General features: G+C 57.3%; 18 protein-coding genes. 12 read left to right on the top strand and 6 right to left on the bottom strand.

Going from position 1 to position 19,690, the window contains the following annotated elements; genetic code table 11:
- Positions 1–1,458: 1,458 nt before the first annotated feature.
- The gene (locus QO002_RS08825) at positions 1,459–2,022 is read right to left on the bottom strand and encodes a recombinase family protein (RefSeq protein ID WP_307228721.1); all 564 of its coding nucleotides are present in this window, start codon (positions 2,020–2,022) and stop codon (positions 1,459–1,461) included.
- 345 nt (positions 2,023–2,367) lie between these two features.
- Between QO002_RS08825 and QO002_RS08820 the strand changes: the two genes are divergently transcribed.
- A complete protein-coding gene (locus QO002_RS08820) occupies positions 2,368–2,628 on the top strand; it encodes a hypothetical protein (RefSeq protein ID WP_307228719.1) in 261 nt (86 codons plus the stop codon).
- A 109-nt stretch (positions 2,629–2,737) separates the two neighbouring features.
- On the opposite strand, the gene QO002_RS08815 is transcribed toward QO002_RS08820, so the two are convergent.
- Together QO002_RS08815 and QO002_RS08810 are read right to left on the bottom strand one after the other, a co-directional pair.
- Positions 2,738–3,679 carry a tyrosine-type recombinase/integrase gene (locus QO002_RS08815; protein WP_307228717.1) on the bottom strand — a complete coding sequence of 314 codons (942 nt, stop codon included), beginning with the start codon at positions 3,677–3,679 and terminating at the stop codon, positions 2,738–2,740.
- 181 nt (positions 3,680–3,860) lie between these two features.
- Positions 3,861–4,898: a porin gene (locus QO002_RS08810; RefSeq protein WP_307228715.1), complete on the bottom strand. Its 1,038-nt coding sequence runs from the start codon at positions 4,896–4,898 to the stop codon at positions 3,861–3,863.
- A gap of 651 nt (positions 4,899–5,549) precedes the next feature.
- Here QO002_RS08810 and QO002_RS08805 point away from each other — a divergent pair.
- Positions 5,550–7,052, top strand: coding sequence for an AMP nucleosidase (locus QO002_RS08805; RefSeq protein ID WP_307228713.1), 1,503 nt, complete (start codon positions 5,550–5,552; stop codon positions 7,050–7,052).
- A 22-nt stretch (positions 7,053–7,074) separates the two neighbouring features.
- Here QO002_RS08805 and QO002_RS08800 read toward each other — a convergent pair whose 3' ends face one another.
- Entirely contained in the window at positions 7,075–8,070 is a 996-nt protein-coding gene (locus tag QO002_RS08800) for a lysylphosphatidylglycerol synthase domain-containing protein (RefSeq protein ID WP_307228711.1), read from the bottom strand.
- Between the two features lie 157 nt (positions 8,071–8,227).
- Here QO002_RS08800 and QO002_RS08795 point away from each other — a divergent pair, with 157 nt between their 5' ends.
- Both QO002_RS08795 and QO002_RS08790 read left to right on the top strand, forming a co-directional pair.
- Entirely contained in the window at positions 8,228–9,244 is a 1,017-nt protein-coding gene (locus tag QO002_RS08795) for a glycosyltransferase family 2 protein (RefSeq protein ID WP_307228709.1), read from the top strand.
- Positions 9,241–10,758: a glycosyltransferase family 39 protein gene (locus tag QO002_RS08790; protein ID WP_307228707.1), complete on the top strand. Its 1,518-nt coding sequence runs from the start codon at positions 9,241–9,243 to the stop codon at positions 10,756–10,758. The genes QO002_RS08795 and QO002_RS08790 overlap by 4 nt, the downstream gene beginning before the upstream one ends.
- Positions 10,759–10,763: 5 nt before the next feature.
- Here QO002_RS08790 and QO002_RS08785 read toward each other — a convergent pair whose 3' ends face one another.
- Positions 10,764–11,669 (bottom strand): diacylglycerol/lipid kinase family protein, encoded by a 906-nt coding sequence (locus QO002_RS08785; RefSeq protein WP_307228704.1) that lies wholly within the window; start codon positions 11,667–11,669, stop codon positions 10,764–10,766.
- A gap of 342 nt (positions 11,670–12,011) precedes the next feature.
- Here QO002_RS08785 and QO002_RS08780 point away from each other — a divergent pair, with 342 nt between their 5' ends.
- The 3 genes from QO002_RS08780 (at position 12,012) to QO002_RS08770 (ending at position 13,274) form a co-directional block, all read left to right on the top strand.
- On the top strand, positions 12,012–12,452 hold the full coding sequence (locus QO002_RS08780; RefSeq protein ID WP_307228702.1) for a DoxX family protein: 441 nt from the start codon (positions 12,012–12,014) through the stop codon (positions 12,450–12,452).
- Between the two features lie 226 nt (positions 12,453–12,678).
- Positions 12,679–12,912 carry a type II toxin-antitoxin system VapB family antitoxin gene (locus QO002_RS08775; RefSeq protein WP_307228700.1) on the top strand — a complete coding sequence of 78 codons (234 nt, stop codon included), beginning with the start codon at positions 12,679–12,681 and terminating at the stop codon, positions 12,910–12,912.
- Positions 12,909–13,274 carry a type II toxin-antitoxin system VapC family toxin gene (locus tag QO002_RS08770; RefSeq protein ID WP_307228697.1) on the top strand — a complete coding sequence of 122 codons (366 nt, stop codon included), beginning with the start codon at positions 12,909–12,911 and terminating at the stop codon, positions 13,272–13,274. Before QO002_RS08775 ends, QO002_RS08770 begins: the two co-directional genes overlap by 4 nt.
- A 52-nt stretch (positions 13,275–13,326) precedes the next feature.
- On the opposite strand, the gene QO002_RS08765 is transcribed toward QO002_RS08770, so the two are convergent.
- Positions 13,327–14,988 (bottom strand): electron transfer flavoprotein-ubiquinone oxidoreductase, encoded by a 1,662-nt coding sequence (locus QO002_RS08765; RefSeq protein WP_307228695.1) that lies wholly within the window; start codon positions 14,986–14,988, stop codon positions 13,327–13,329.
- A 388-nt stretch (positions 14,989–15,376) separates the two neighbouring features.
- Between QO002_RS08765 and QO002_RS08760 the strand changes: the two genes are divergently transcribed.
- The 5 genes from QO002_RS08760 (at position 15,377) to QO002_RS08740 (ending at position 19,689) form a co-directional block, all read left to right on the top strand.
- Positions 15,377–16,675 (top strand): Hsp70 family protein, encoded by a 1,299-nt coding sequence (locus QO002_RS08760; RefSeq protein ID WP_307228693.1) that lies wholly within the window; start codon positions 15,377–15,379, stop codon positions 16,673–16,675.
- A gap of 86 nt (positions 16,676–16,761) precedes the next feature.
- Positions 16,762–17,661: a uracil-DNA glycosylase gene (locus QO002_RS08755; RefSeq protein WP_307228691.1), complete on the top strand. Its 900-nt coding sequence runs from the start codon at positions 16,762–16,764 to the stop codon at positions 17,659–17,661.
- Between the two features lie 170 nt (positions 17,662–17,831).
- A complete protein-coding gene (locus QO002_RS08750; RefSeq protein WP_307228689.1) occupies positions 17,832–18,008 on the top strand; it encodes a hypothetical protein in 177 nt (58 codons plus the stop codon).
- 57 nt (positions 18,009–18,065) lie between these two features.
- Positions 18,066–18,212 (top strand): hypothetical protein, encoded by a 147-nt coding sequence (locus QO002_RS08745; protein WP_307228687.1) that lies wholly within the window; start codon positions 18,066–18,068, stop codon positions 18,210–18,212.
- A gap of 211 nt (positions 18,213–18,423) precedes the next feature.
- Positions 18,424–19,689 carry an MFS transporter gene (locus tag QO002_RS08740; protein ID WP_307228685.1) on the top strand — a complete coding sequence of 422 codons (1,266 nt, stop codon included), beginning with the start codon at positions 18,424–18,426 and terminating at the stop codon, positions 19,687–19,689.
- The last annotated feature ends 1 nt before the right edge of the window (position 19,690 follow it).

Genomic DNA, 19,690 nt, shown 5'->3' with positions numbered 1-19,690 from the left:
TAGGATAACCATGGGGTATCATTTCTTTCCGACTGATTAGACTTGAGTCGCCCCGGCAACGACGCCAGCAACACCAGCGAAGAGACTTATCAAATCCAGTTCACGGAGCGCAGCGACGGGTGACCGAAGGGAACCGCCATTGGGTCCATAGCGATCCATACCGAACAGTTTAGGTGCTGCCATACTCTTCAGTATCGCCACCGTGGTTCAATAGGTCCGTTCCGTTACCTTCCGCGCCACACCACATTATCCGCGCCCTGCCCTGTTGAGCGCCGCGAACCCTGTTAATCGTTTCAGTTCCGTAACAAATAGCCACAATATAGCGTTTGCTATACTTTTAGGCAATGTAACAACATTACATGGCGCTCGTCATTCAAAGCTCTTTATCAAGCACTACGGACCACAACGATTGAAAAACCAGTGGCGTCTTAACGCTGACCGTAGCTTTGGATGTCGGACTTCAATATCTTCCGCGCCTGATCCATAGTCACCCCTGCTCGCCGCACACTCACGAGACGATGTATTAGTCGGTGGCAACATGCGCAAAGCAATGCCAAGTCTTCGATCGGCGTCTCGCGCTCTCCAGCAGAAATCAGCTCCACCGCATGGTGATCTTCGAACATGAATTCGGGAGACACAGCAAGCGACATACACAGCACTGATTGAGCCCACCGATTTTCACCGGTGGGCTTGCTGCTACTTCTTTGGTTTATTGCCGGGCTTCTCGTCTTGGGAAAGCACCGAACCAGCCAACCGTCTTGCATCGCTTGCGGTGGGCTTTTTGGCACCCGATAATATTTTCGACGCGAGAGTCGAGACGGGCGAAGAGGACTGTTTCTTCACCATGCCTACGCTCCCGCTGACGGGGAAACGTGTTTGAAGCGTTTCCCTGTGTTGATCTCACTCACGCGCCCGGGGTTGATTCCGAACTTTGCAGCGATGTCGTGCTGCATCATTTGAGTTTGAAGAAGCCATTTGATGCGTGCCGCCATTTCATGCGTGACCGGAGGAGACTTACGTTTCATGGTCTGTATTGCCCTTTTACAACAAGTTGCGCCTTGTCGTTGAAGGGTGAAGACTGTAACCTCGCTCTTGCTAAGGGAGGGACTGCTACAGTCTCACACTCCAACAACATGACGAACTTTCGTTTCGTTGAGTTGACAAAGTACCCGGTGCTTTTCTGAAGTGAGAAGCACCGGTTGCTTCGATCCGCCGAAGCACAACCTAATCTAGCGATTCCGCAGTCGACGGTCAAAAATTCGCGACTTAGCTCGGTGATATATCCCAGTTATCCCCCGTACCCTGTGAAAAACGGGGACGATACTTCCAGCCAGCGCATCGAATGATGCGCCATAATCAGTATCGGTGAATCGTCATCTGAAAAGAGAAACCCATGTTCAAACGGATTTTATGCGCCGGTGCTGTGGCGATGCTCCTGGTGCCGTCGATGGCGAATGCCTATTCGGCTGATCCCAAGGCTCGGTAAACAGTCGCCTTGCTTAGTCCGGTTTTCTGCATGATTTCTCTGATCAACATCCCTTTGTCCCGCATCTTACGTATGCCAAGGGTCACGTCTTCCGTAGCCTTTGCCTTCCTGCCGAACTTCGTGCCAACTGCCCTTGCCTTCGCGATGCCGTCCATTTGGCGTTCAGCCCGGAGTCCAGTCTCGAATTGAGCAATTGCAGACAAGATGCCGAACATCAGCATGCCGTTGTTAGTGGTCGTGTCGATTTCGGCTTGATCGATGCATCTGAAGCCAACGCCCTTCTCCTTCAGCTCATGAATGATGCGATGAAGATCGTTCGTCGATCTTGCCAAACGATCTACGCGGCTGACAAAGAAAACATCGCCCTTACGAGCAAATCGCAGTGCTTCCTTCAATACTGGTCTATCGCTATCCAAGCCGGACCGCTTTTCTTCGTAAATGTGATCAGGCTCGACACCAGCGGCAATCATCTTATCTCGCTGCACTTCCAATGACTGCCCAACAGACGAAACGCGGATATATCCAATCAGTGCCATGTCTCACAATTTCTTAGAGGTTTCTATTCTTCTTTGTGGACCATAAATTGAGACACGTCAATTGCCACGCGTGAGACAGTCGCGTTGTGTATACTTTTTGAGGCATCGGGCCGCTTTCTGGATGAATGGATACGCCTCCGCGATCGCTACCTTTCCCAGGCTGACGATGCCGAGCATCCGCCTGAGTGCGGGTCGGTTAAGGGGGCGGCTAAATTCATCGACAATGACAAACGGCGCCACCTGAGCGGATTCAACGGCTGCACTTTGCAGGTGCCCAATATTTGCGCGCGCACCCGTACAGTGGCATCTATACCAACGAGGCAAGCCACTCATAGGAGAGCCAATTTGAAATCAAACGGATTCGGTCGATTTCGGCAAAACATTATCGTTCATGTCGATCGCAGCCACGCGGATGAGGTCACCACGAAACTTGAGGTGCTTCCGTTCAATGAAGACGGAGAGCCAACGCAGGCATATTTCGCTTGGAGCCGACTGACAAAGCGACCGGGAAATGACGAGGACGTGGTTTGGGATTTATCTGTTCTGTTGGGTTATCCGGGAGAACGCTTCGATTGGACCGTTGATTGGAATTTGTCCAAATACTGAGCCCTTGAAAGAATGCCGACCAACCGAAGTTAATGGCTGGCTCGTTCATAAACTCGATATTGAATTTTCCCCTTGTGTTGGCGAAAACGGATCGCCTCCGTTCGGAGCCTCAGGTCGTCTTAGATTGCGAAGCTCGCTCAAGGATAGGAACGCACATATCTAGGTCATGCGACGCAAGGTGCGCGTACCGCATGGTCATTTGAAGGGTTTGATGCCCCAACCACATCTGAACTCGCCGAATATCAATACCCCCTCGGACGAGACGTGAGGCACAGGTGTGGCGAAGAACATGCGGTACTACATCCGCGTCGTCAGCTAGACCCACGTCAAGCTTTGAAGCATTCCAGACTGACCTAAATTGCTGCTGGTCGATGCCAACAAAGGGACCGGTGGAGGCCGATTTCGTAGACACAGCGTCAGCCGCCCTCCCCGTCAAGGGGACCGATCTGCTTCGTCCCGATTTCGTGACCCAGAAAGTCACGCGGTTGTTATGGATATCGCCCCAGTGCAGCGATATAGCTTCGCCCAGACGAGCACCGGTATCGACTAAAAAGACGCATAGTCTGGCATACGCTTCGTTTCGGGAAGCGATTGCCGCAAACAGACGATCCTCCTCGTCATATTCGAGGAAGCGAATTCGTCCGGCTTTTTCTTTTTGTCGCCTAAACTCAGGCAGACTGTGGATATCGCCCATCTTAAACGCCTTACGCAGCAATTTGCTTAGCGCTGCCATCTTGCGATTGATGGTAGCGTTGCTGTTGCCGCGTTTGCGCAGAAGGCCCAATAGCCGGTCATACATCTCGTCGGAAAATCCTGTAAATTCCGCACAAAGATGCAACTCGTGAAGTTCGTGGATGAATGCTGTTACGTTGTACTTGTGCGATCCCGGTTCCCACAATAGGTCACCGTATTTACCCAAGAGAGACCGAAGGCTATGCGTCTCCACCGGCTTCAGTGGACCTCCGAGCGAAAAGTTGTAGTTGAGCGAATAGCCTGACAATGCGGCTGTTTGCTGCAATTCCTTTTCGGCTGAAGTCGTCTTTGAACGCATCGGTTCCCCGTTGCCGCGATGTGGCACTAGGAAACAGGCTTACAACTGCAACAGTTTCAACCCCAATCTGCATATAGACGCAACTTTCCTATGCACATGCGAGGCAAACAGTTACCGAAACGCAACAACCCGCAGCCCTCTTTCGAAGGTTGCGGGCTATCAAACTGATCAGATGATCAGATTAGAAGTCGCGCTGAAGACGGATGAAACCGGTAACCGAGTCGGTATCGATATCGTCGTTATCGCTGTCGAATTCCTTGTAGTTGACCGTTGCGAGCGTACGCAGACCATCAGTGATCTGGTAACCAGCTGTCAGACCAGCTGCCCAGCCATCCCTGCCGCCGAAGCTGTCGGTGCCGTTACGAAGGCTACCGAAGTACTGAGCGCCGGGGGTGATGGTGAACTTGTCAGTTGCCTTGATTTCGTACGAGGCAGCAACCGACCACTCAGAAGTGCTCCAGTAAGCATTCGGATTGGTGGCGTAGATGCCAGCAATCTGGAAGCTACCCGGACCGAAAGTTGCAGTAAAGCGAGACTTGAAAGCAGCTTCATCGACGTCGAAGTCGTAAGAACCAATCAAGAGAGCGTCAACACCGCCGATGGTGCCACGAACCAGTGCCGAGATACCGACGCCATCATCGTGACCGAACTGCTCGATTTCATTCGGCTCAAGATCTTCAACCGAAGCACCGATCTGGAACGAGCCAGCATCGTAGGTGTACTGAACGGAATTGAAGAGGTTACCACCGGTCGAGTCGGTTTCGCCTGCGATACCGAAATCGTCCCACCAGTTGTAGAAGTTACCGATCTTGAAGCCAGCGATTTCGATCCATGCGCCGTCGAGGATAACACCGCCGCCGCTACCTTCGATCGAGCTCTGATTGATCGAGTGACCGGTATCAGCCTGAAGGTTGATGTAGCTGGAGAGCGTGCCGAATTCGGTATCGTTCTTAGCAGCAACAGTCAGGTAACCGCGGGTGTAGGAACCCCAGCTGTTCTCGCCAACATCGCCGAATTCAACCTGGGTACGAACGTAACCGCTGATGCTCAGGCAGGTTTCGGTGCCCGGGATGTAGAAGTAGCCGGTGCCGAAAGCGTCGCAAACGCGAACGTATTCCATGGGCTCGGGCTCAGCAGCGACGATAGCGTCGGCAGCGTGTGCGCCGGATACTGCTGCGAGAGCAGCAGCGGAGCCGAGAAGAAGGCTCTTGATGTTCATTTCTGACCTCCAGTCAAAAGTTTCAAACGGGTCTGGGTATTTTGCTGAAGGACAGCGTTCCCTGCCCCATCCCCAACATTTAGAAAGTCGGACGATCAACCGCCCTCGCTTCCGAAGTTGAAAATACAAGACCGGCCGGTTGGCGCAATCACCATCTTGCCTGTTGATGCTGTTTGATCCCGCCTTCCCCCATCGCTGTTGCTGAAACGACACAAAATCGCCTCAAGCGAGGACAAGTTCTTAACAAGGTCTTAAGAAAATCCTTTATCCTTCGTGGCTTAGCATCATCACCGCTGCCGCAGTTCGTGTCAGAACGAGGCAGAATGGAGGCAAGACAGGGCCTTGAACACTGATTCATGCGCCTGCCGACGAAGCGAACCAGACCGCAATTGGCGCTCGCCTCGTCAACAGGATCGAGAATCATGCGCGCGCCTGATGAAGAGATTCGCAGAATCACTGCTCGAAAATCCGGGCGGGCCAGTTTTCTCGGACCAACGGTCGCCCGGCATTATATATAGGCCTCATACGGACACTTTATCCGCGGCGCTGGATCGAGCTCACGCAAAGCAGTTTCAAAAGGGGGACGACGACGCGCCACGGCTCTGTCGATGTTGTCGTTTGCTTGTCAGAAGACGCGATCTATAATGACGCATGAACACGCGAATCCACTCCCCTTCCGCCCTCCCCGTCATCACTCCGGACGCTTTTGAACCGCGAACCTTCGACGACCCCTTGGCTGCGGTCGATGCGCTGACGGCGCTCTACGAGCGCAACACGACCTTTCTGGTCGATGCCTTTACGAATCTGGGACGAACGGGGCTGGCAACAGCGCGATACCGTGCCTGCTATCCACAGGTCAGCATCGAAACCAGCAGCTTCAGCCGGGTCGATTCGAGACTTTCCTATGGTTATGTCAGCGCGCCCGGCGTCTATACGACAACAGTGACGCGGCCGAAGCTGTTTCGCCACTATCTCAAGGAGCAATTGGGGCTGCTCATTCGCAGCCATGGCATCGGCGTGACTGTTTCGGAATCGGCGACACCGATTCCATTGCATTTTGCCTTCGGTGAGGGTGCCTATGTCGAGGCTTCGCTTGCAGAGAATATAGACGTGCCGCTGCGCGACCTGTTCGATGCACCGGACCTGACCACGACGGACGACGAAATTGCCAATGGCTCCTACGAGCCGGGGCCGGGAGAACCCTCGCCGCTCGCCCCCTTCACCGCCCAGCGCATCGACTACTCGCTAGCGCGGCTCAGCCACTACACGGCAACCAGCGCCACCCATTTCCAGAACTTTGTCCTGTTTACGAACTATCAATTCTATATCGACGAGTTCTGTGCCTGGGCACGCAAGCTGATGGCGGATGGCGGCGATGGTTACACGGCCTTTGTCGAGCCGGGCAATATCATCACCCAAGCGGGCTCGGATACGCCCGACTCGGATCTGACGCTGACGCGGCTGCCGCAGATGCCTGCCTATCATCTCAAGAAGAAGGGCCATGGCGGCATCACCGTCGTCAATATCGGCGTTGGTCCCTCCAACGCCAAGACGATCACAGACCATATTGCTGTGCTCAGACCCCATGCCTGGCTGATGCTTGGGCATTGCGCCGGTTTGCGCAACAGCCAGATGCTCGGCGACTACGTGCTTGCCCATGCCTATGTGCGCGAAGATCACGTGCTCGACGACGACCTGCCCGTCTGGGTGCCGATTCCCGCTTTGGCTGAAGTCCAGGTGGCCATGCAGGACGCGGTCGCCGAGGTCACCGGCTACGAAGGTTACGACCTGAAGCGTATCATGCGTACGGGCACTGTGGCCACCATCGACAACCGCAACTGGGAACTGCGTGACCAGCGTGGCCCCGTAAAACGGCTCTCACAGTCACGAGCCATCGCGCTCGATATGGAATCGGCCACCGTCGCCGCGAACGGCTTTCGTTTTCGCGTTCCCTACGGCACCCTGCTCTGCGTTTCGGACAAGCCGCTGCATGGCGAGCTGAAGCTGCCGGGCATGGCGACGGCATTTTACAAGACGCAGGTCAGCCAGCATCTGCAGATCGGCATTCTGGCACTGCAAAAACTGGCGGCCATGCCGGTCGAGACACTCCATTCGCGCAAGCTCAGAAGCTTCTTCGAAACTGCCTTTCAATAAGGAACGTGACGCGGCGCCGTCTTCACGCCTTGTTGCTGCGCGGCCGGTAGAGACTTGCCAACCCTGCCGCCACGAGTGCTGATACAATGATCATGAGATGCGCGTTGATGCTGGCGCGCGCGAGAATTTCCATGGCTTCGGATGTGGTCGAGGCGCCCAGAAACAGGGAACCGGCGACGATCCCGGCCGGATAGGTTCCGACCCCTGCCGGCGCGTGAAACGGCAGAACCGAGGAAAGCTCTCCGCCGATGGCACCACCAAGGGCGGCAGGAAGCGGCTGGACCCCCATCCGGTTCAGTATCCACACAAAGACAGCGATTTTTGTTCCCCAGTTCAGGCACGTCATCAGCCATGCACGCAAAAGGGCAGCATGATCTCGTGGCAATCCCTGCTCTATTTGTTCGATCACGCGATGGAGTTTCCCTGGCAGGCTTCGGTGCAAAAATTTCACAAGCGGCGCGCGCGACCAGAGAACAAGGACCGGTGAGATCAGGAAGAGAGCCCAAAGCGCCCAAACCAGTCCTCGCTGCCCGGTTACCAGGAGAAAGCCGACACCAGCCGCGGCAAGAAGAGCATGCAGATCAAGCAGCCGCATCACCAGAAGCGCCGCCGTCCCGCGAGTTAACGTCACGCCGAACTCAGAACGCATCAGGACCGGAAAGCTGACCTCGCCGACGCGGAAAGGCACCATGATATTGAGGAGGTTGTGAATCTGCACCACCCGAAACAGGGCCAGGAACCGCCCGCCGGTCTCTGTCGGAAAGTAATCGCTGATCCGATAACAACGGACCAGATAGGTCGCGCAAAACAGCCCGATCGCAGCAGCGCAGGTGCCCAATCCAATGTCGTGCCACGCGGCAAAGATCGTATCCCAACCCCAGAACCATTGCACAAAGGCCGCGTATGCGACCACGCAGGCGGCCGATACGGGTGCCATGTACCTGCGCAGTTCGGAAGGTTGCCCTCGGCTACCGTCCTTCGCCTGCGTGTCCGGTAAATTCATCGGCAGAGCCTTCATATTAGGGTTGTTTGTCGAATGCGGGGTGTATAGCACTAAGGCGCCGCGCGTCCATATCGTGCAAAAGTCGCTTTTGTGCGCCTTATCGGTTGGAAAGCGACCCGGCGATCTACGAAATCCACAGTCCAGTCGTACCGTTTCTTGAAGGTCATCCGCCGTGCAGCATTCCGCATTTCCCCTCCCCACCGAAAACACTGTGGATAACGGCATCGAGCTTTCGATCGTCGTCCCGGTCTTCAATGAGGAAGAAAGTGTCGCTCCGCTTATTGCGCGGATTGTGGCTGCGCTTGCTGATTTCGATAAGCCCTGGGAACTGATTCTGGTCGACGACGGCAGCACGGACGCAACCGTCGTCAATGCGCGCAAGTCCGCAACCGATTACGCGATCGACTTGCGCCTTGTCGAGTTCCAGCGCAATTTCGGCCAGTCCGCCGGCCTTCAGGCGGGCTTCGACCATGCTCGCGGTCGTCTGATCGCCACTCTCGACGGCGATCTTCAGAACGATCCAATGGATATTCCGATGATGATCGAAGCGCTGGAGGAGCGCGATCTGGATCTCCTCAGCGGCTGGCGCAAGAGCCGTCAGGACGGTCTTGTTCTGCGAAAGATTCCATCCTGGTGCGCAAACTCACTGATCGGCGCGACAACCGGCGTTCATCTTCACGACTACGGCTGCAGCCTGAAGATCTACCGCGCCTCGATCATCAAGCAGGTCCGCATTCTCGGCGATATGCACCGCTTCATTCCGGCCTGGGTGGCAAGCGTGGTCCCCAGCTCCCGGATCGGCGAAATCGTTGTCAATCACCACGCTCGACAGTTTGGCCAGTCAAAATACGGTATTTCACGCACGGTTCGCGTGCTCCTCGATCTGTTATCCGTGCTGTTTTTCATGCGTTTCAAGCAGCGCCCGGGGCACTTTTTCGGCACGATCGGCTTCGCAGCCGGCGCGCTCAGCATGCTGATTCTCGCCTACCTCGGCATCGAGAAGTTCGTGTTCGGTGAAAGCATCGGCGCGCGTCCGCTGCTTTTGGTGGGTGTGATGCTGTTCCTGTCATCCGTTCAGTTGATCACCACAGGCATTGTCGCGGAGCTGATCACACGCAGTCATCTCGGCGGACCGGGCGCGACGGGTTATATCGTCAGGCAGGAAGCGCGGCCTGGAGACGGAGCATGATTGGACTGCTTACACGGCGGCCAACCGCCGTGTTTCTGCTGATCGCTGGCTACTTCCTCCTCAATGTCATCGTGCGCCTTTTCCTGCCGCATTCGCTGGAGCTCGATGAGGCCGAACAGGTGTTTCTGTCCCAGTGGCTGGCGTTGGGCTACGGCCCGCAACCACCTTTCTACAACTGGCTTCAGCAGGGTATCTTCTCAATCTTCGGAACCAGTGTCGCGACGCTGAGCATTGTGAAGAACCTGGTTCTTTTCCTGAGCTATTTCTTCTACGGGCTGACGGCTTTCAAGCTTCTTTCCGACAAACGCCTTGCAGTCATCGCGGCTCTCGGATTGCTGACGATTCCGCAGATTTCCTTCGAGGCGCAGCGCGATCTTGCCCATACGGTAGCGGTGATTTTTTCGTCGAGCCTGTTTTTCTACATGCTGGTCAGCACCATCCAGCGGCCAACCGCGGCGTTCTATGCCTTGACGGGTTTGGCGATCGGAATTGGCGCGATCAGCAAATACAATTTCGTGCTGGTCCCGGCTGCAGCACTTCTTGCCATGCTCTGCGATCCGGATCTTCGCCGTTTCGTCTTCGACCGGCGCCTCGTTCTGACGATCATCGTTGCTGCGATCGTTATTCTGCCACATGGCTTTTGGATCCTCGACAACCTGCGGAGTGCCACCGAAAGCACGCTCGGCAAGATGACGGAGAGCGATAATGACAGCGACCTTCTGGAAGCCCTCGATGGAGGCCTTTCGCTCTTGCTGGCGGTTCTCGGATTTTCGGCCCTGACCGCACTGATCTTTCTCGGCCTGTTCGGAAAAGCCATGCTGTCGGCGTTTAAGGCCGGCAATATCTGGACACGACTGATCGAACGCACGATCCTGTTCTGTCTGGCGGCCGTCATCCTCATGATCGTTTTCGGTGGTGCGGAACACATAAAGGACCGATGGCTCGCCCCCATGCTTCTGCCATTGCCGCTCTATCTCTGCCTGAAAGCCGAAGCCGCCGGGCTGGAGCCGAAAAGGGCGTTTCGTGGCATGATCACGATTGCTGCTGGCATTATGCTCGCCGTGCCCGCGGTTCTTTATGGACGCGTAACGTTTGCACCTGTGACCGGCGTCTACAAGAAACTGAACGTGCCTTATGCGGCATTGATCACGACGGTTTCAGCCCAGGCGATACCATCGATCATCATTGCAGAGGACGACCATCTGGCGGGTAACCTGCGTTTTCAACTCCCGTCCGTTCCCGTTCAGTCGGCACGCCATCGGGGCTATGAACCGGAGGTCACCTGGACAACAGGCCGTCCCGGGCTTTTGATTTGGCGAGCCGAAAAGAATGACGACGTCTCGGTTCCGTCAGAGCTGATGGAAGCCGCACAACGTCGCTTCGCTGTCGTGCGCAGCGATATCGAGCCCAAAAAGATTTCCATTCCCTACATCTTCGGTCCCTATGTGCGTGGTACCGACGGAGATCGCTATGACTTCGGCTACGCATGGGTCTATCCCAAGGCAAGCGGATAAGCGCTTCAGCTGACATCAGCCCCAACGAGAAGCTTGAGCTCGCCGGGATGAATCCTTAGCGCAACATCCCTACCGATCGGCAGAAGCTCGCCGTCGATGACGCCGTTGATTCGGCCAGAGGTCTTGGGAAAGTGCAGATCGACAGCCTGACCGCTCGTTTCCGTGATAACAGCGCTTTCTCGAAACTTGCCGCGGAGGATATCGATAGCGAGCCTGGCAACGCCCGCCGGTTTCAAGGGTGGAGCGGTGTAGAATCCGAGATGCCCCCCGGTTACGCTATCGGCATACATCAGCGTGTCGCGACCGAAGTGGTTGTTCGATACGGAGATGGCGGAGATTCGCCTGCGCTCCTCTTTTCCATCGATATGGATATCGACTTCGAATTCCGGCGGGTTGAAGATCACCCCGACAGCCGCGCGCGTGCTGGCCAGAATCTTGCCGGGGCGCGACGCAAACGTATAGCTGTCGCGCAAGCGCACCATGCGGGCGTGCAGCCCCGTTGAAAACTGGTGAACGAAGGCGCGCCCGTCGGCACTGCCGATGTCCGCATCGATAACGTGCCCTGACGCGAGTACGTCGAGCACCTTCCAGATATCAAGAGGCAATTTCAAACTGCGTGCGAAGAGGTTCATCGTCCCTGCCGGCACGATGCCAAGCGGCATGCCATTTTTCCAGGCAACGGCGGCGGCTGCCGAGATCGTGCCATCACCACCCCCGGCGATGATCGCATCCAGATCATCACGGCGGGCGGCTTTTTCCAGCACTTCATTCATTTCGCTCCCGGAGACAGCAGCAATATCGACATCGTGGCCCGCCGCCTGAAAGACCTCCTCCACCTTCCTGCAATACGCGTCCATGTCGGTCGTTCGGAACGTACCGCCATCGCGGTTAAAAACGGCCTTCATCTTCATGTCGCATGCCCTCGTTGCTGCAGTGCAGATATGGGACCGCGTTGCGAAATTTCAGCAGGCGCTGAAAAATATCGCGTCTGAGCATGTTGACGAACGGCCGCGCAAGGATACGGCCGACCACATGACTTATCATGTACATGTGACGCCTCTGGGGTGCCATGAATGCCGTGTTACCGCGGGAACGCGCTGCAGAAAGGGCACCCGCTAGAAATGATTTCAACGCGGCACACTGAGGCTCCTCCTCCCAAGTCGATGACGCCGCGTTGCCCTTGCAACCGGATGCGGCGAGCGGGTCGCTTCGGCTGCAAGGGCAGACGTCATCACCACAATCGGAGAAAAGACATGCCTTCCTTCATTCAATCAGTGACCAGCAGCGCCGCCTTCGGCTACTTTGCACGCACTGTTCTTACCTACATGTTCTGGGCCAGTGGTCTGGCAAAGCTGATCGACTTTAATGCCGGGGTCTCTGAGATGGCATATTTCGGCCTCGAGCCGGCACTTCTCTTCAACATAGCCGTCATCATAACGCAGATCGGCGGTTCGGCCCTGATCATCGCAAATCGCTGGACCTGGCTCGGCGCGGGTGCGCTGGCCGTTTTTACCGCGCTGACGATCCCGATTGCCCATACCTTCTGGTTGATGGATGAACCGATCAAGACAGTCGAATTCTATGTCGTGATGGAGCACATCACTGTCATCGGCGCGCTGATGGTCGTTGCCTGGAAATCTGCATTGGAACCGCAGGCAACCACCCCGGACGCGCGCGTCTTCGCCAAGGTTTGATAACCCGGCGCTGCCAGAGGTTTCGCATCAACCTTCATTCGAACGCAAAAATGCCACCAGTTTTTCCCTGGTGGCGTCATCTCCTCTTTTCGGTGGGATCAGGCAACTGCGGTGGGTCGGTCCGAAATGCACACACACAAAGGGCTTGGAGCCAAGCTATCAGGACAGCCTTTGCGTTGAAAAAAGCCTCATTTGATGCTACTTTTGATGCAAAAGGAGTTTTCACATGCGGACGACCGTGAACCTGGATGATGATTTGATGGCCCGGGCGGAGGAAGTGACGGGTATCAAGGAACGCTCGGCTCTCCTGAAGGAAGCCCTGAGACGGCTGATCCAGAATGAGGCCGCTCGACGGCTCTTCGCGTTAGGAGGAAGCGCCCCGGAGATTCAAGCCCCCTCTCGGCGGCGATGGAATGTTGACGGGAGCTGGGCCGGATCGACCGGAGGCGAGAGCGAGTGATCCTGCTCGACACCTCAGTATGGATAGATCACCTTCGACAACAAGAGCAGCAACTCAAGCCTCTTCTTGAGCGCAACCAGATTGCCACTCATTCCTTCGTCATTGGCGAGTTGGCCCTCGGCTCCATGCCGCGTTATGATATCATTCTTCGTTCACTTGCCGAGTTACCCCAGGTCAAGGTCGCCAGCGATCAGGAGGTTTTGTGGCTTATCAAGCAACATGCCCTGCAAGGAAGCGGCATCGGTTATGTGGACGCCCATTTGCTGGCGTCTACAAAATTGATGCCAGACGGGAAGCTTTGGAGCCGCGACAAGCGGCTCTCACGGATCGCCGATGAGCTTGGCATCGGTTACGCCGAGTAGCATTTTCTCTGCAGGGTCGTTCCGCAAGCGGGTCTGGCAATAGGCCCACCCATCACATATTCGGATAGACCGGCCCCTCGCCACCCTGCGGAGGCACCCAGTTGATGTTCTGGTTGGGGTCCTTGATGTCGCAGGTCTTGCAGTGCACGCAGTTCTGGGCGTTGATGACGAAGATCTCCTCGCCGTCTTTTTCCACCCATTCATAGACGCCGGCCGGACAGTAGCGGGTCGAGGGACCGGCAAAGATGTCATGTTCGGAGCGCTTCTGCAGCTCCATGTCCTTCACCTTGAGATGGACCGGCTGGTCTTCCTCGTGGTTGGTGTTGGACAGGAACACTGACGACAGGCGATCGAAGGTGAGAACGCCATCCGGCTTCGGGTAGTCTATCTTCTTGTGCCTGGACGCCGGTTCCAGCGAGGCGGCATCCGTCTTGCCATGCTTCAGTGTGAAGGGCGAAGTCCCGAAAATCTGGTTGATCCACATGTCGAGACCGCCGAGCGCCACGCCTATCGCCGTGCCGAAGCGCGACCATAGCGGCTTGACGTTGCGCACCCGCTTCAGATCCTTGCCGATGTCGCTTGAGCGCCAGTCGTTCTCGATCTCGATAACTTCGTCATTGGCGCGACCAGCCTCGATTGCGGCCGCGATCCGGTCTGCTGCCAGCATGCCAGACAGCACGGCATTGTGGCTGCCCTTGATGCGGGGCACGTTGACGAAACCGGCGGAACAGCCGATCAGCGCGCCGCCGGGGAACGACAGCTTCGGCACCGACTGGTAGCCGCCCTCGGTGATGGCGCGGGCGCCGTAGGAGATGCGCTTGCCGCCCTCGAAGGTGCCGCGAATTGCCGGATGCGTCTTGAAGCGCTGGAATTCCTCGAACGGATAGAGGTAGGGGTTCTTGTAGTTCAGGTGCACAACGAAACCGACGGCAACCAGATTGTCTTCGAGGTGATAGAGGAACGAGCCACCACCGGTCTTCATGCCGAGCGGCCAGCCGAAGGAATGCTGCACCAGACCCTGTTTGTGGTTCTCGGGCTTGACCTGCCAGAGTTCCTTGATGCCGATACCGAACTTCTGCGGCTCGCGGTCCTTGGAAAGCTCATACTTTGCGATCAACTGCTTGGCTATCGAGCCGCGCACGCCCTCTGATATCAGCGTGTACTTGCCGAGCAGTTCCATGCCGCGGGCGAAGTTCGGGCCAGGCTCGCCGTTCTTCTCGATGCCCATGTCGCCGGTGGCGACGCCGATGACGGCGCCCCGGTCATTGTAAAGCACCTCAGCGGCGGCAAAGCCCGGATAAATCTCGACGCCAAGCTCCTCCGCCTTGGTGGCGAGCCAGCGACAGACGTTGCCCAGCGAGACGATGTAGTTGCCATGATTGTTCATCAACGGCGGCATGGCGAAGTTCGGCAGGCGGATCGAGCCGGCGGGGCCGAGCAGCAGGAACTGGTCGTCCGTCACTTCGGTCTTGAACGGATGGTCAGCCTCCTCGCGCCAGCCGGGCAGCAGGCGGTCGATGCCGATCGGATCGACGACGGCCCCGGAAAGAATATGCGCGCCGACTTCGGCGCCCTTTTCGAGCACGACGACCGAGAGTTCCGGATTGACCTGCTTCAATCGGATCGCCGCAGACAACCCCGCAGGCCCGGCACCGACGATCACAACGTCGAATTCCATGCTTTCGCGTTCGGGAAGCTCAAGCGCCTCGGTCATTTCCTCGTCTCCAGTCGGTATTGCCGGACTTATCCGGTCTGTTCCCATTTCCTATCCGTCATGGCAAATACGACCCTTCTTGTCGAGCCGGGATGCGACAGCCACCCCCCGCATTTGCGCATGACATGATGCACTCGGCGGCAGATTCATATGACTTGTACGTAAACGTCAAAATTCATGAGGCCGTTCTGCCTTGCTTTTGTCCCAAGCCTGTGCGACGAGCCCGCCTCAATCCGCGCGAAAGCGCATCGCGGCATGCTGCGAGGGATCATTCCCATTTCATTATGAATGCTCAAGGCAGCCGGTCGTCCGACCCCAAGACGGATGCGAACCAGCGCCGAGCCACGCCGTCCCGCGCATTCGGGCCGGCGCGTTTAGGAGAGACAACATGACCAAAGCGCTAGGCTTCGATTTCGGAACGACAAATTCCGTACTGGCTGCCTCCCAGGGAGAAACAACCCAGTCTCTGAAATTCACCAGCGCAGCCGGCACCGGCGACACGATGCGCACGGCGCTTTCGTTTACCAAGCATGCAAAGCTTGGCGCCTCCGCGGTGAAAATCGAGGCGGGACAGGCGGCGATTCGTGAATTCATCGACAATCCCGGCGAAGCTCGCTTTCTGCAATCGATCAAGACCTTTGCTGCCAGCCCACTCTTCCAGGGCACGTTGATCTTTGCCAAGCGTCATGGTTTCGAGGATCTGATGCGCGCCTTCGTCAGCCGCATCGCCGACTATGCCGGCAACGGCTGGGAGGGCGATTACAAGCGCCTCGTCGTCGGCCGTCCCGTACGTTTTGCCGGCAGCAATCCCGATGAAGGCCTGGCGCTGGAGCGTTACAACAAGGCGCTTTCGACCTTCGATTTTCCCGAAATCCACTTCGTCTACGAACCCGTGGCGGCGGCCTTCTATTTCGCCCAGAGTTTGAAGCGGGACGCGACCGTGCTGGTTGCCGACTTCGGCGGCGGCACCACCGACTACTCGATCATCCGCTTCGAGAGCCGTGCCGGTCATCTGACAGCCGTTCCCATTGGCCATTCCGGCATTGGCGTCGCAGGTGATCATTTCGATTTTCGTATTATCGACAATGTAATCTCGCCGCTGATCGGCAAGGGCAGCCAGTTCCGCAGCTTCGACAAGCTTCTCGATGTTCCAACCAGCTACTACGCCAATTTCGGCCGCTGGAACCAGCTCTCGATCTTCAAGACGCTGAAGGATTTTGCCGACCTCAAACAATTGGTGCGCTCGGCGGTCGAGCCGGAAAAGCTGGAGCGCTTCATCGATCTGGTCGACCATGATGAAGGCTACCCGCTCTACCAGGCGATCTCCGCCGCCAAGATGCGGCTTTCGAGCGAAGAGGAAACCGAATTTCATTTCGCGCCGCTCGGCGAGGAAAGCCGTCGCACGATCCGCCGCTCCGATTTCGAAGACTGGATCGCGCCGGATATCGAGCGCATCGAAACTGCTCTGGACGAGGTGTTCACGACAACCGGCACGAAGCCGGCCGATATTGACAAGGTGTTCCTCACCGGAGGCACGTCCTTCGTGCCTGCCGTCCGCCGCCTGTTCGAGAATCGTTTCGACAAGGGCGACATCGAAAGCGGCGGCGAGCTTCTGTCAATCGCGCACGGTCTGGCGCTGATCGGCGAGCGTGACGACATCGATCGCTGGACGGCGATGGCGGCGTGAATTCTGCACTGTCAGGAGCCGATGGATAAGGTATCTTCGCGGGATTGTCCCTTCCCTGCCGGCACCGGCTTCTGTAAAGATCAGTCATGATCTCCATCGATCAGATGAGCCCTGCCGAACTTGCCGCCCTTCTGCATTTCCATGCGGAAGCGGGCGTTGAATGGCTGCTGGAAGACGATCCGATCGACCGGTTTGCCGAATTTTCCGCAGCACGCGCCGCGCGTGGCGCAAGCAGGCAGGCGCCACCAGTTCAGCATGGCACGCGATCGGAGACGCAGCCCCGTCCTCAACGCGAGGCCGAGCGTGCCGCCCCTCGCAACGATCAGCGCGCCGCCCCTGCTCCATCAACGCCGGTCCCGGCAACGCCCGTTGCCGCTATTCCGCACGAGCAGGCGGTTTCCGAAGCCCGCTTTGCTGCCGAAAGCGCGCGATCCCTCGCCGAGTTGAAAACGGCAATGGACGGATTTTCCGGTTGCAACCTGCGCAACAGCGCCAAAAATCTCGTCTTTGCCGATGGCAACCCCGCGACCGGCGTGATGGTGATCGGCCCCATGCCGAATGCCGACGACGACCGTGACGGACTGCCCTTTTCCGGCAAACAGGGTCAGATGCTGGAGCGCATGCTCGCGGCCATCGGCCTTGATCGCGCCACGGCACTGCTGTCGAACGTCATCCCGTGGCGCCCGCCTGGAAATCGCGTTCCCTCGCAACGTGAAAGCGAAATCTGCCGCCCGTTTATCGAGCGCCAGATTGCCCTTGCCGAACCGAAACATCTTTTGATTCTCGGCAACTTCACGGCCCGGTTCTTCTTCGGCAGCACGGACACGATCCATCACATGCGCGGAGAATGGCGCGATCTCGACGTTGCAGGGATGCGACTGAGGGCGCTTGCCACCCTTCATCCCCAGGATTTACTGTCGGCTCCTGCCAGCAAACGGCTGGCCTGGCAGGATCTGCTCGCGTTCAAGGCAGAGTTACGTGACTGAACCTGTTTTCGTGGTTAAGCCCCCGTTACGATCGCCTGTCTAATTTATGAACATAAAATGAAGAAAGCCATGCGGATTGCGCATAGCAGCAACGCGGCGGCCCCGATTGCGCAAACGATGCTGCAATGCAATATAAATGTACGGGGGGATACGATAAGGAATTTTAAGTCATGACCGCCCGTCTTCGTCCTCTGCACAGCAGCTTTGAGACGCTCCGCCACGCCGGCACCGCGCTGCGCACACCGTTCAACAGCTTCGGCTCGGCCGCCAACGAACAGATGACGGCTTCCGGTTTCGGCCGCATCACACGCCCTGCCCAGATATACGCCGAATTCATCCAGCGCTGAATATCAGCTTGCCGCAAACACCGCGGCAGGTGAAGCCTTGAACTTGGAAAGCCTGTCATGTCGAACTCGATCCTCGCATTCATCTCCGGCGTCCATGACATCGCAACTGCAGTGCGCGCGTCGCGCGAATACACACGGCTGAGCATCGAACCCAGCCGCCAGACGACCGAGCGTCTCGCCCAGAGCGCGCTGCTGCCGCGCTGAGATCGAGGCCGCCTGCATTCGCGGGCAATGCCTTACTCCCCCGAACTGTTTAAAATCTTTGCGCCAAGGCCTGTCGCAATCGACAGCGTCTGCGGAATTGATTAGAGCGACACTCGTTCGCACCTGCGAGGGGCCAATGCCTTGTGCCCCTCTGTCGTCTGCATTCCCCCGACATGATCAAAATTGACCGTCGGAGCGCTCTGGAGCCTTCATGCTTGGCAGCCTTTTCTCCGTTTCGAGCCTGATGCTGTCCACGTTGCTGATGATGGTCGGGTTCGGTCTTGCAAGCTATGTGCTGCCGGTTCGGTCCGTGGCGGAAGGCTGGTCGACGATGACGGTGTCCTTCATCGCCACGGGCTATACGCTGGGCTTCACGCTATCCTGCATCGTTACGCCGAAATTCGTGCTGCGCGTGGGGCATGTGCGGGTGTTCGCCGCGCTGATCACGCTTTTGAGCATCGCTATCCTGCTTTGCGGGCTCGTCATCGACTGGCGGGCCTGGATCTTCTTTCGTGCGATTTCCGGTTTTGCCATCGCCGGCAGCTACCTGGTCATCGAAAGCTGGCTGAACGAACAGGTCACCAACGAAAACCGTGGCATGCTGTTTTCGGTGTACCTGATCACCACGATGGTCGGAACCATTGGCGGGCAGTATCTCGTACCGCTCGGCGACCCGACAAACACCTCACTGTTCATTCTCTGCGGTGTGCTGTTTTCACTGGCGCTTTTGCCAACCGCCCTATCGTCCCAGACGATGCCAGCCCCGCCGGCACAGGCCCGCTTCGATCTCGCCGGCCTGTTTCGCCGCTCGCCGGTGGCTATCGTCGGCGCGTTCCTTGCCGGCGCCATGGCGGGGGCGTGGCTCAATCTCGGTGGCGTCTTCACCCAAAAGATCGGGCTTTCGACCGCGGAAGGTGCGACGTTGCTCGCCGCCCTCCTCTTCGGCAGCTCGATTTCCCAAATCCCGATCGGCCGCGCCTCCGACCGTATGGACCGGCGCATCGTCATGGTCGGCTGCGGCATCGCCGGCGTTGGGTCCTGCCTTGCCATGGTCTTTGCCGTCAATGCATCGCCTATCACGCTCTACATCATCGCGGCCTTTGTCGGCTCGGTTCTTTTCCCGATCTATGCGCTCAATGTCGCCCATGCGAACGACCTCGCCCGCCCGAACGAGTATGTCGAGGTTTCCTCGGGCATGATGATCACCTACGGCATCGGAACAATCTCGGGGCCGCTGATGGTCGGCCCGGTAATGGACCGTTTTGGGCCTGCATCCCTTTTTGTCGTTCTCGCTATTTATTTTGCCGCCTACGGCGCCTATGCCGCCTGGCGTATTGCCAAGCGCAACGCAAAGGACGGCCTTGTGGGGAAGACAGACTTTCAGGCCAACACGGTCCCGACACCCGGCACCGAAGCCGTCAACGCCATGAACCAGGCCATCAACGCGGACAATGAGACTTCGGGCCGTCCGGCCTGAT

The sequence above is a fragment of the Pararhizobium capsulatum DSM 1112 genome, assembly GCF_030814475.1.
Classification (GTDB): Bacteria; Pseudomonadota; Alphaproteobacteria; order Rhizobiales; family Rhizobiaceae; genus Pararhizobium; species Pararhizobium capsulatum.
The sequence above is the reverse complement of the archived record's forward strand: the minus strand, read 5'-3'. Positions and strand labels throughout refer to the sequence as shown.

What these genes read in the sequence shown, in the direction of transcription:
- QO002_RS08825 (WP_307228721.1), bottom strand. Translation starts at nt 2,022, where the DNA reads ATGGCACTGATTGGATATATCCGCGTTTCGTCTGTTGGGCAGTCATTG.
- QO002_RS08815 (WP_307228717.1), bottom strand. Translation starts at nt 3,679, where the DNA reads ATGCGTTCAAAGACGACTTCAGCCGAAAAGGAATTGCAGCAAACAGCC.
- QO002_RS08810 (WP_307228715.1), bottom strand. Translation starts at nt 4,898, where the DNA reads ATGAACATCAAGAGCCTTCTTCTCGGCTCCGCTGCTGCTCTCGCAGCA.
- QO002_RS08805 (WP_307228713.1), top strand. Translation starts at nt 5,550, where the DNA reads ATGAACACGCGAATCCACTCCCCTTCCGCCCTCCCCGTCATCACTCCG.
- QO002_RS08800 (WP_307228711.1), bottom strand. Translation starts at nt 8,070, where the DNA reads ATGAAGGCTCTGCCGATGAATTTACCGGACACGCAGGCGAAGGACGGT.
- QO002_RS08790 (WP_307228707.1), top strand. Translation starts at nt 9,241, where the DNA reads ATGATTGGACTGCTTACACGGCGGCCAACCGCCGTGTTTCTGCTGATC.
- QO002_RS08785 (WP_307228704.1), bottom strand. Translation starts at nt 11,669, where the DNA reads ATGAAGATGAAGGCCGTTTTTAACCGCGATGGCGGTACGTTCCGAACG.
- QO002_RS08780 (WP_307228702.1), top strand. Translation starts at nt 12,012, where the DNA reads ATGCCTTCCTTCATTCAATCAGTGACCAGCAGCGCCGCCTTCGGCTAC.
- QO002_RS08775 (WP_307228700.1), top strand. Translation starts at nt 12,679, where the DNA reads ATGCGGACGACCGTGAACCTGGATGATGATTTGATGGCCCGGGCGGAG.
- QO002_RS08765 (WP_307228695.1), bottom strand. Translation starts at nt 14,988, where the DNA reads ATGACCGAGGCGCTTGAGCTTCCCGAACGCGAAAGCATGGAATTCGAC.
- QO002_RS08760 (WP_307228693.1), top strand. Translation starts at nt 15,377, where the DNA reads ATGACCAAAGCGCTAGGCTTCGATTTCGGAACGACAAATTCCGTACTG.
- QO002_RS08755 (WP_307228691.1), top strand. Translation starts at nt 16,762, where the DNA reads ATGATCTCCATCGATCAGATGAGCCCTGCCGAACTTGCCGCCCTTCTG.
- QO002_RS08750 (WP_307228689.1), top strand. Translation starts at nt 17,832, where the DNA reads ATGACCGCCCGTCTTCGTCCTCTGCACAGCAGCTTTGAGACGCTCCGC.
- QO002_RS08745 (WP_307228687.1), top strand. Translation starts at nt 18,066, where the DNA reads ATGTCGAACTCGATCCTCGCATTCATCTCCGGCGTCCATGACATCGCA.
- QO002_RS08740 (WP_307228685.1), top strand. Translation starts at nt 18,424, where the DNA reads ATGCTTGGCAGCCTTTTCTCCGTTTCGAGCCTGATGCTGTCCACGTTG.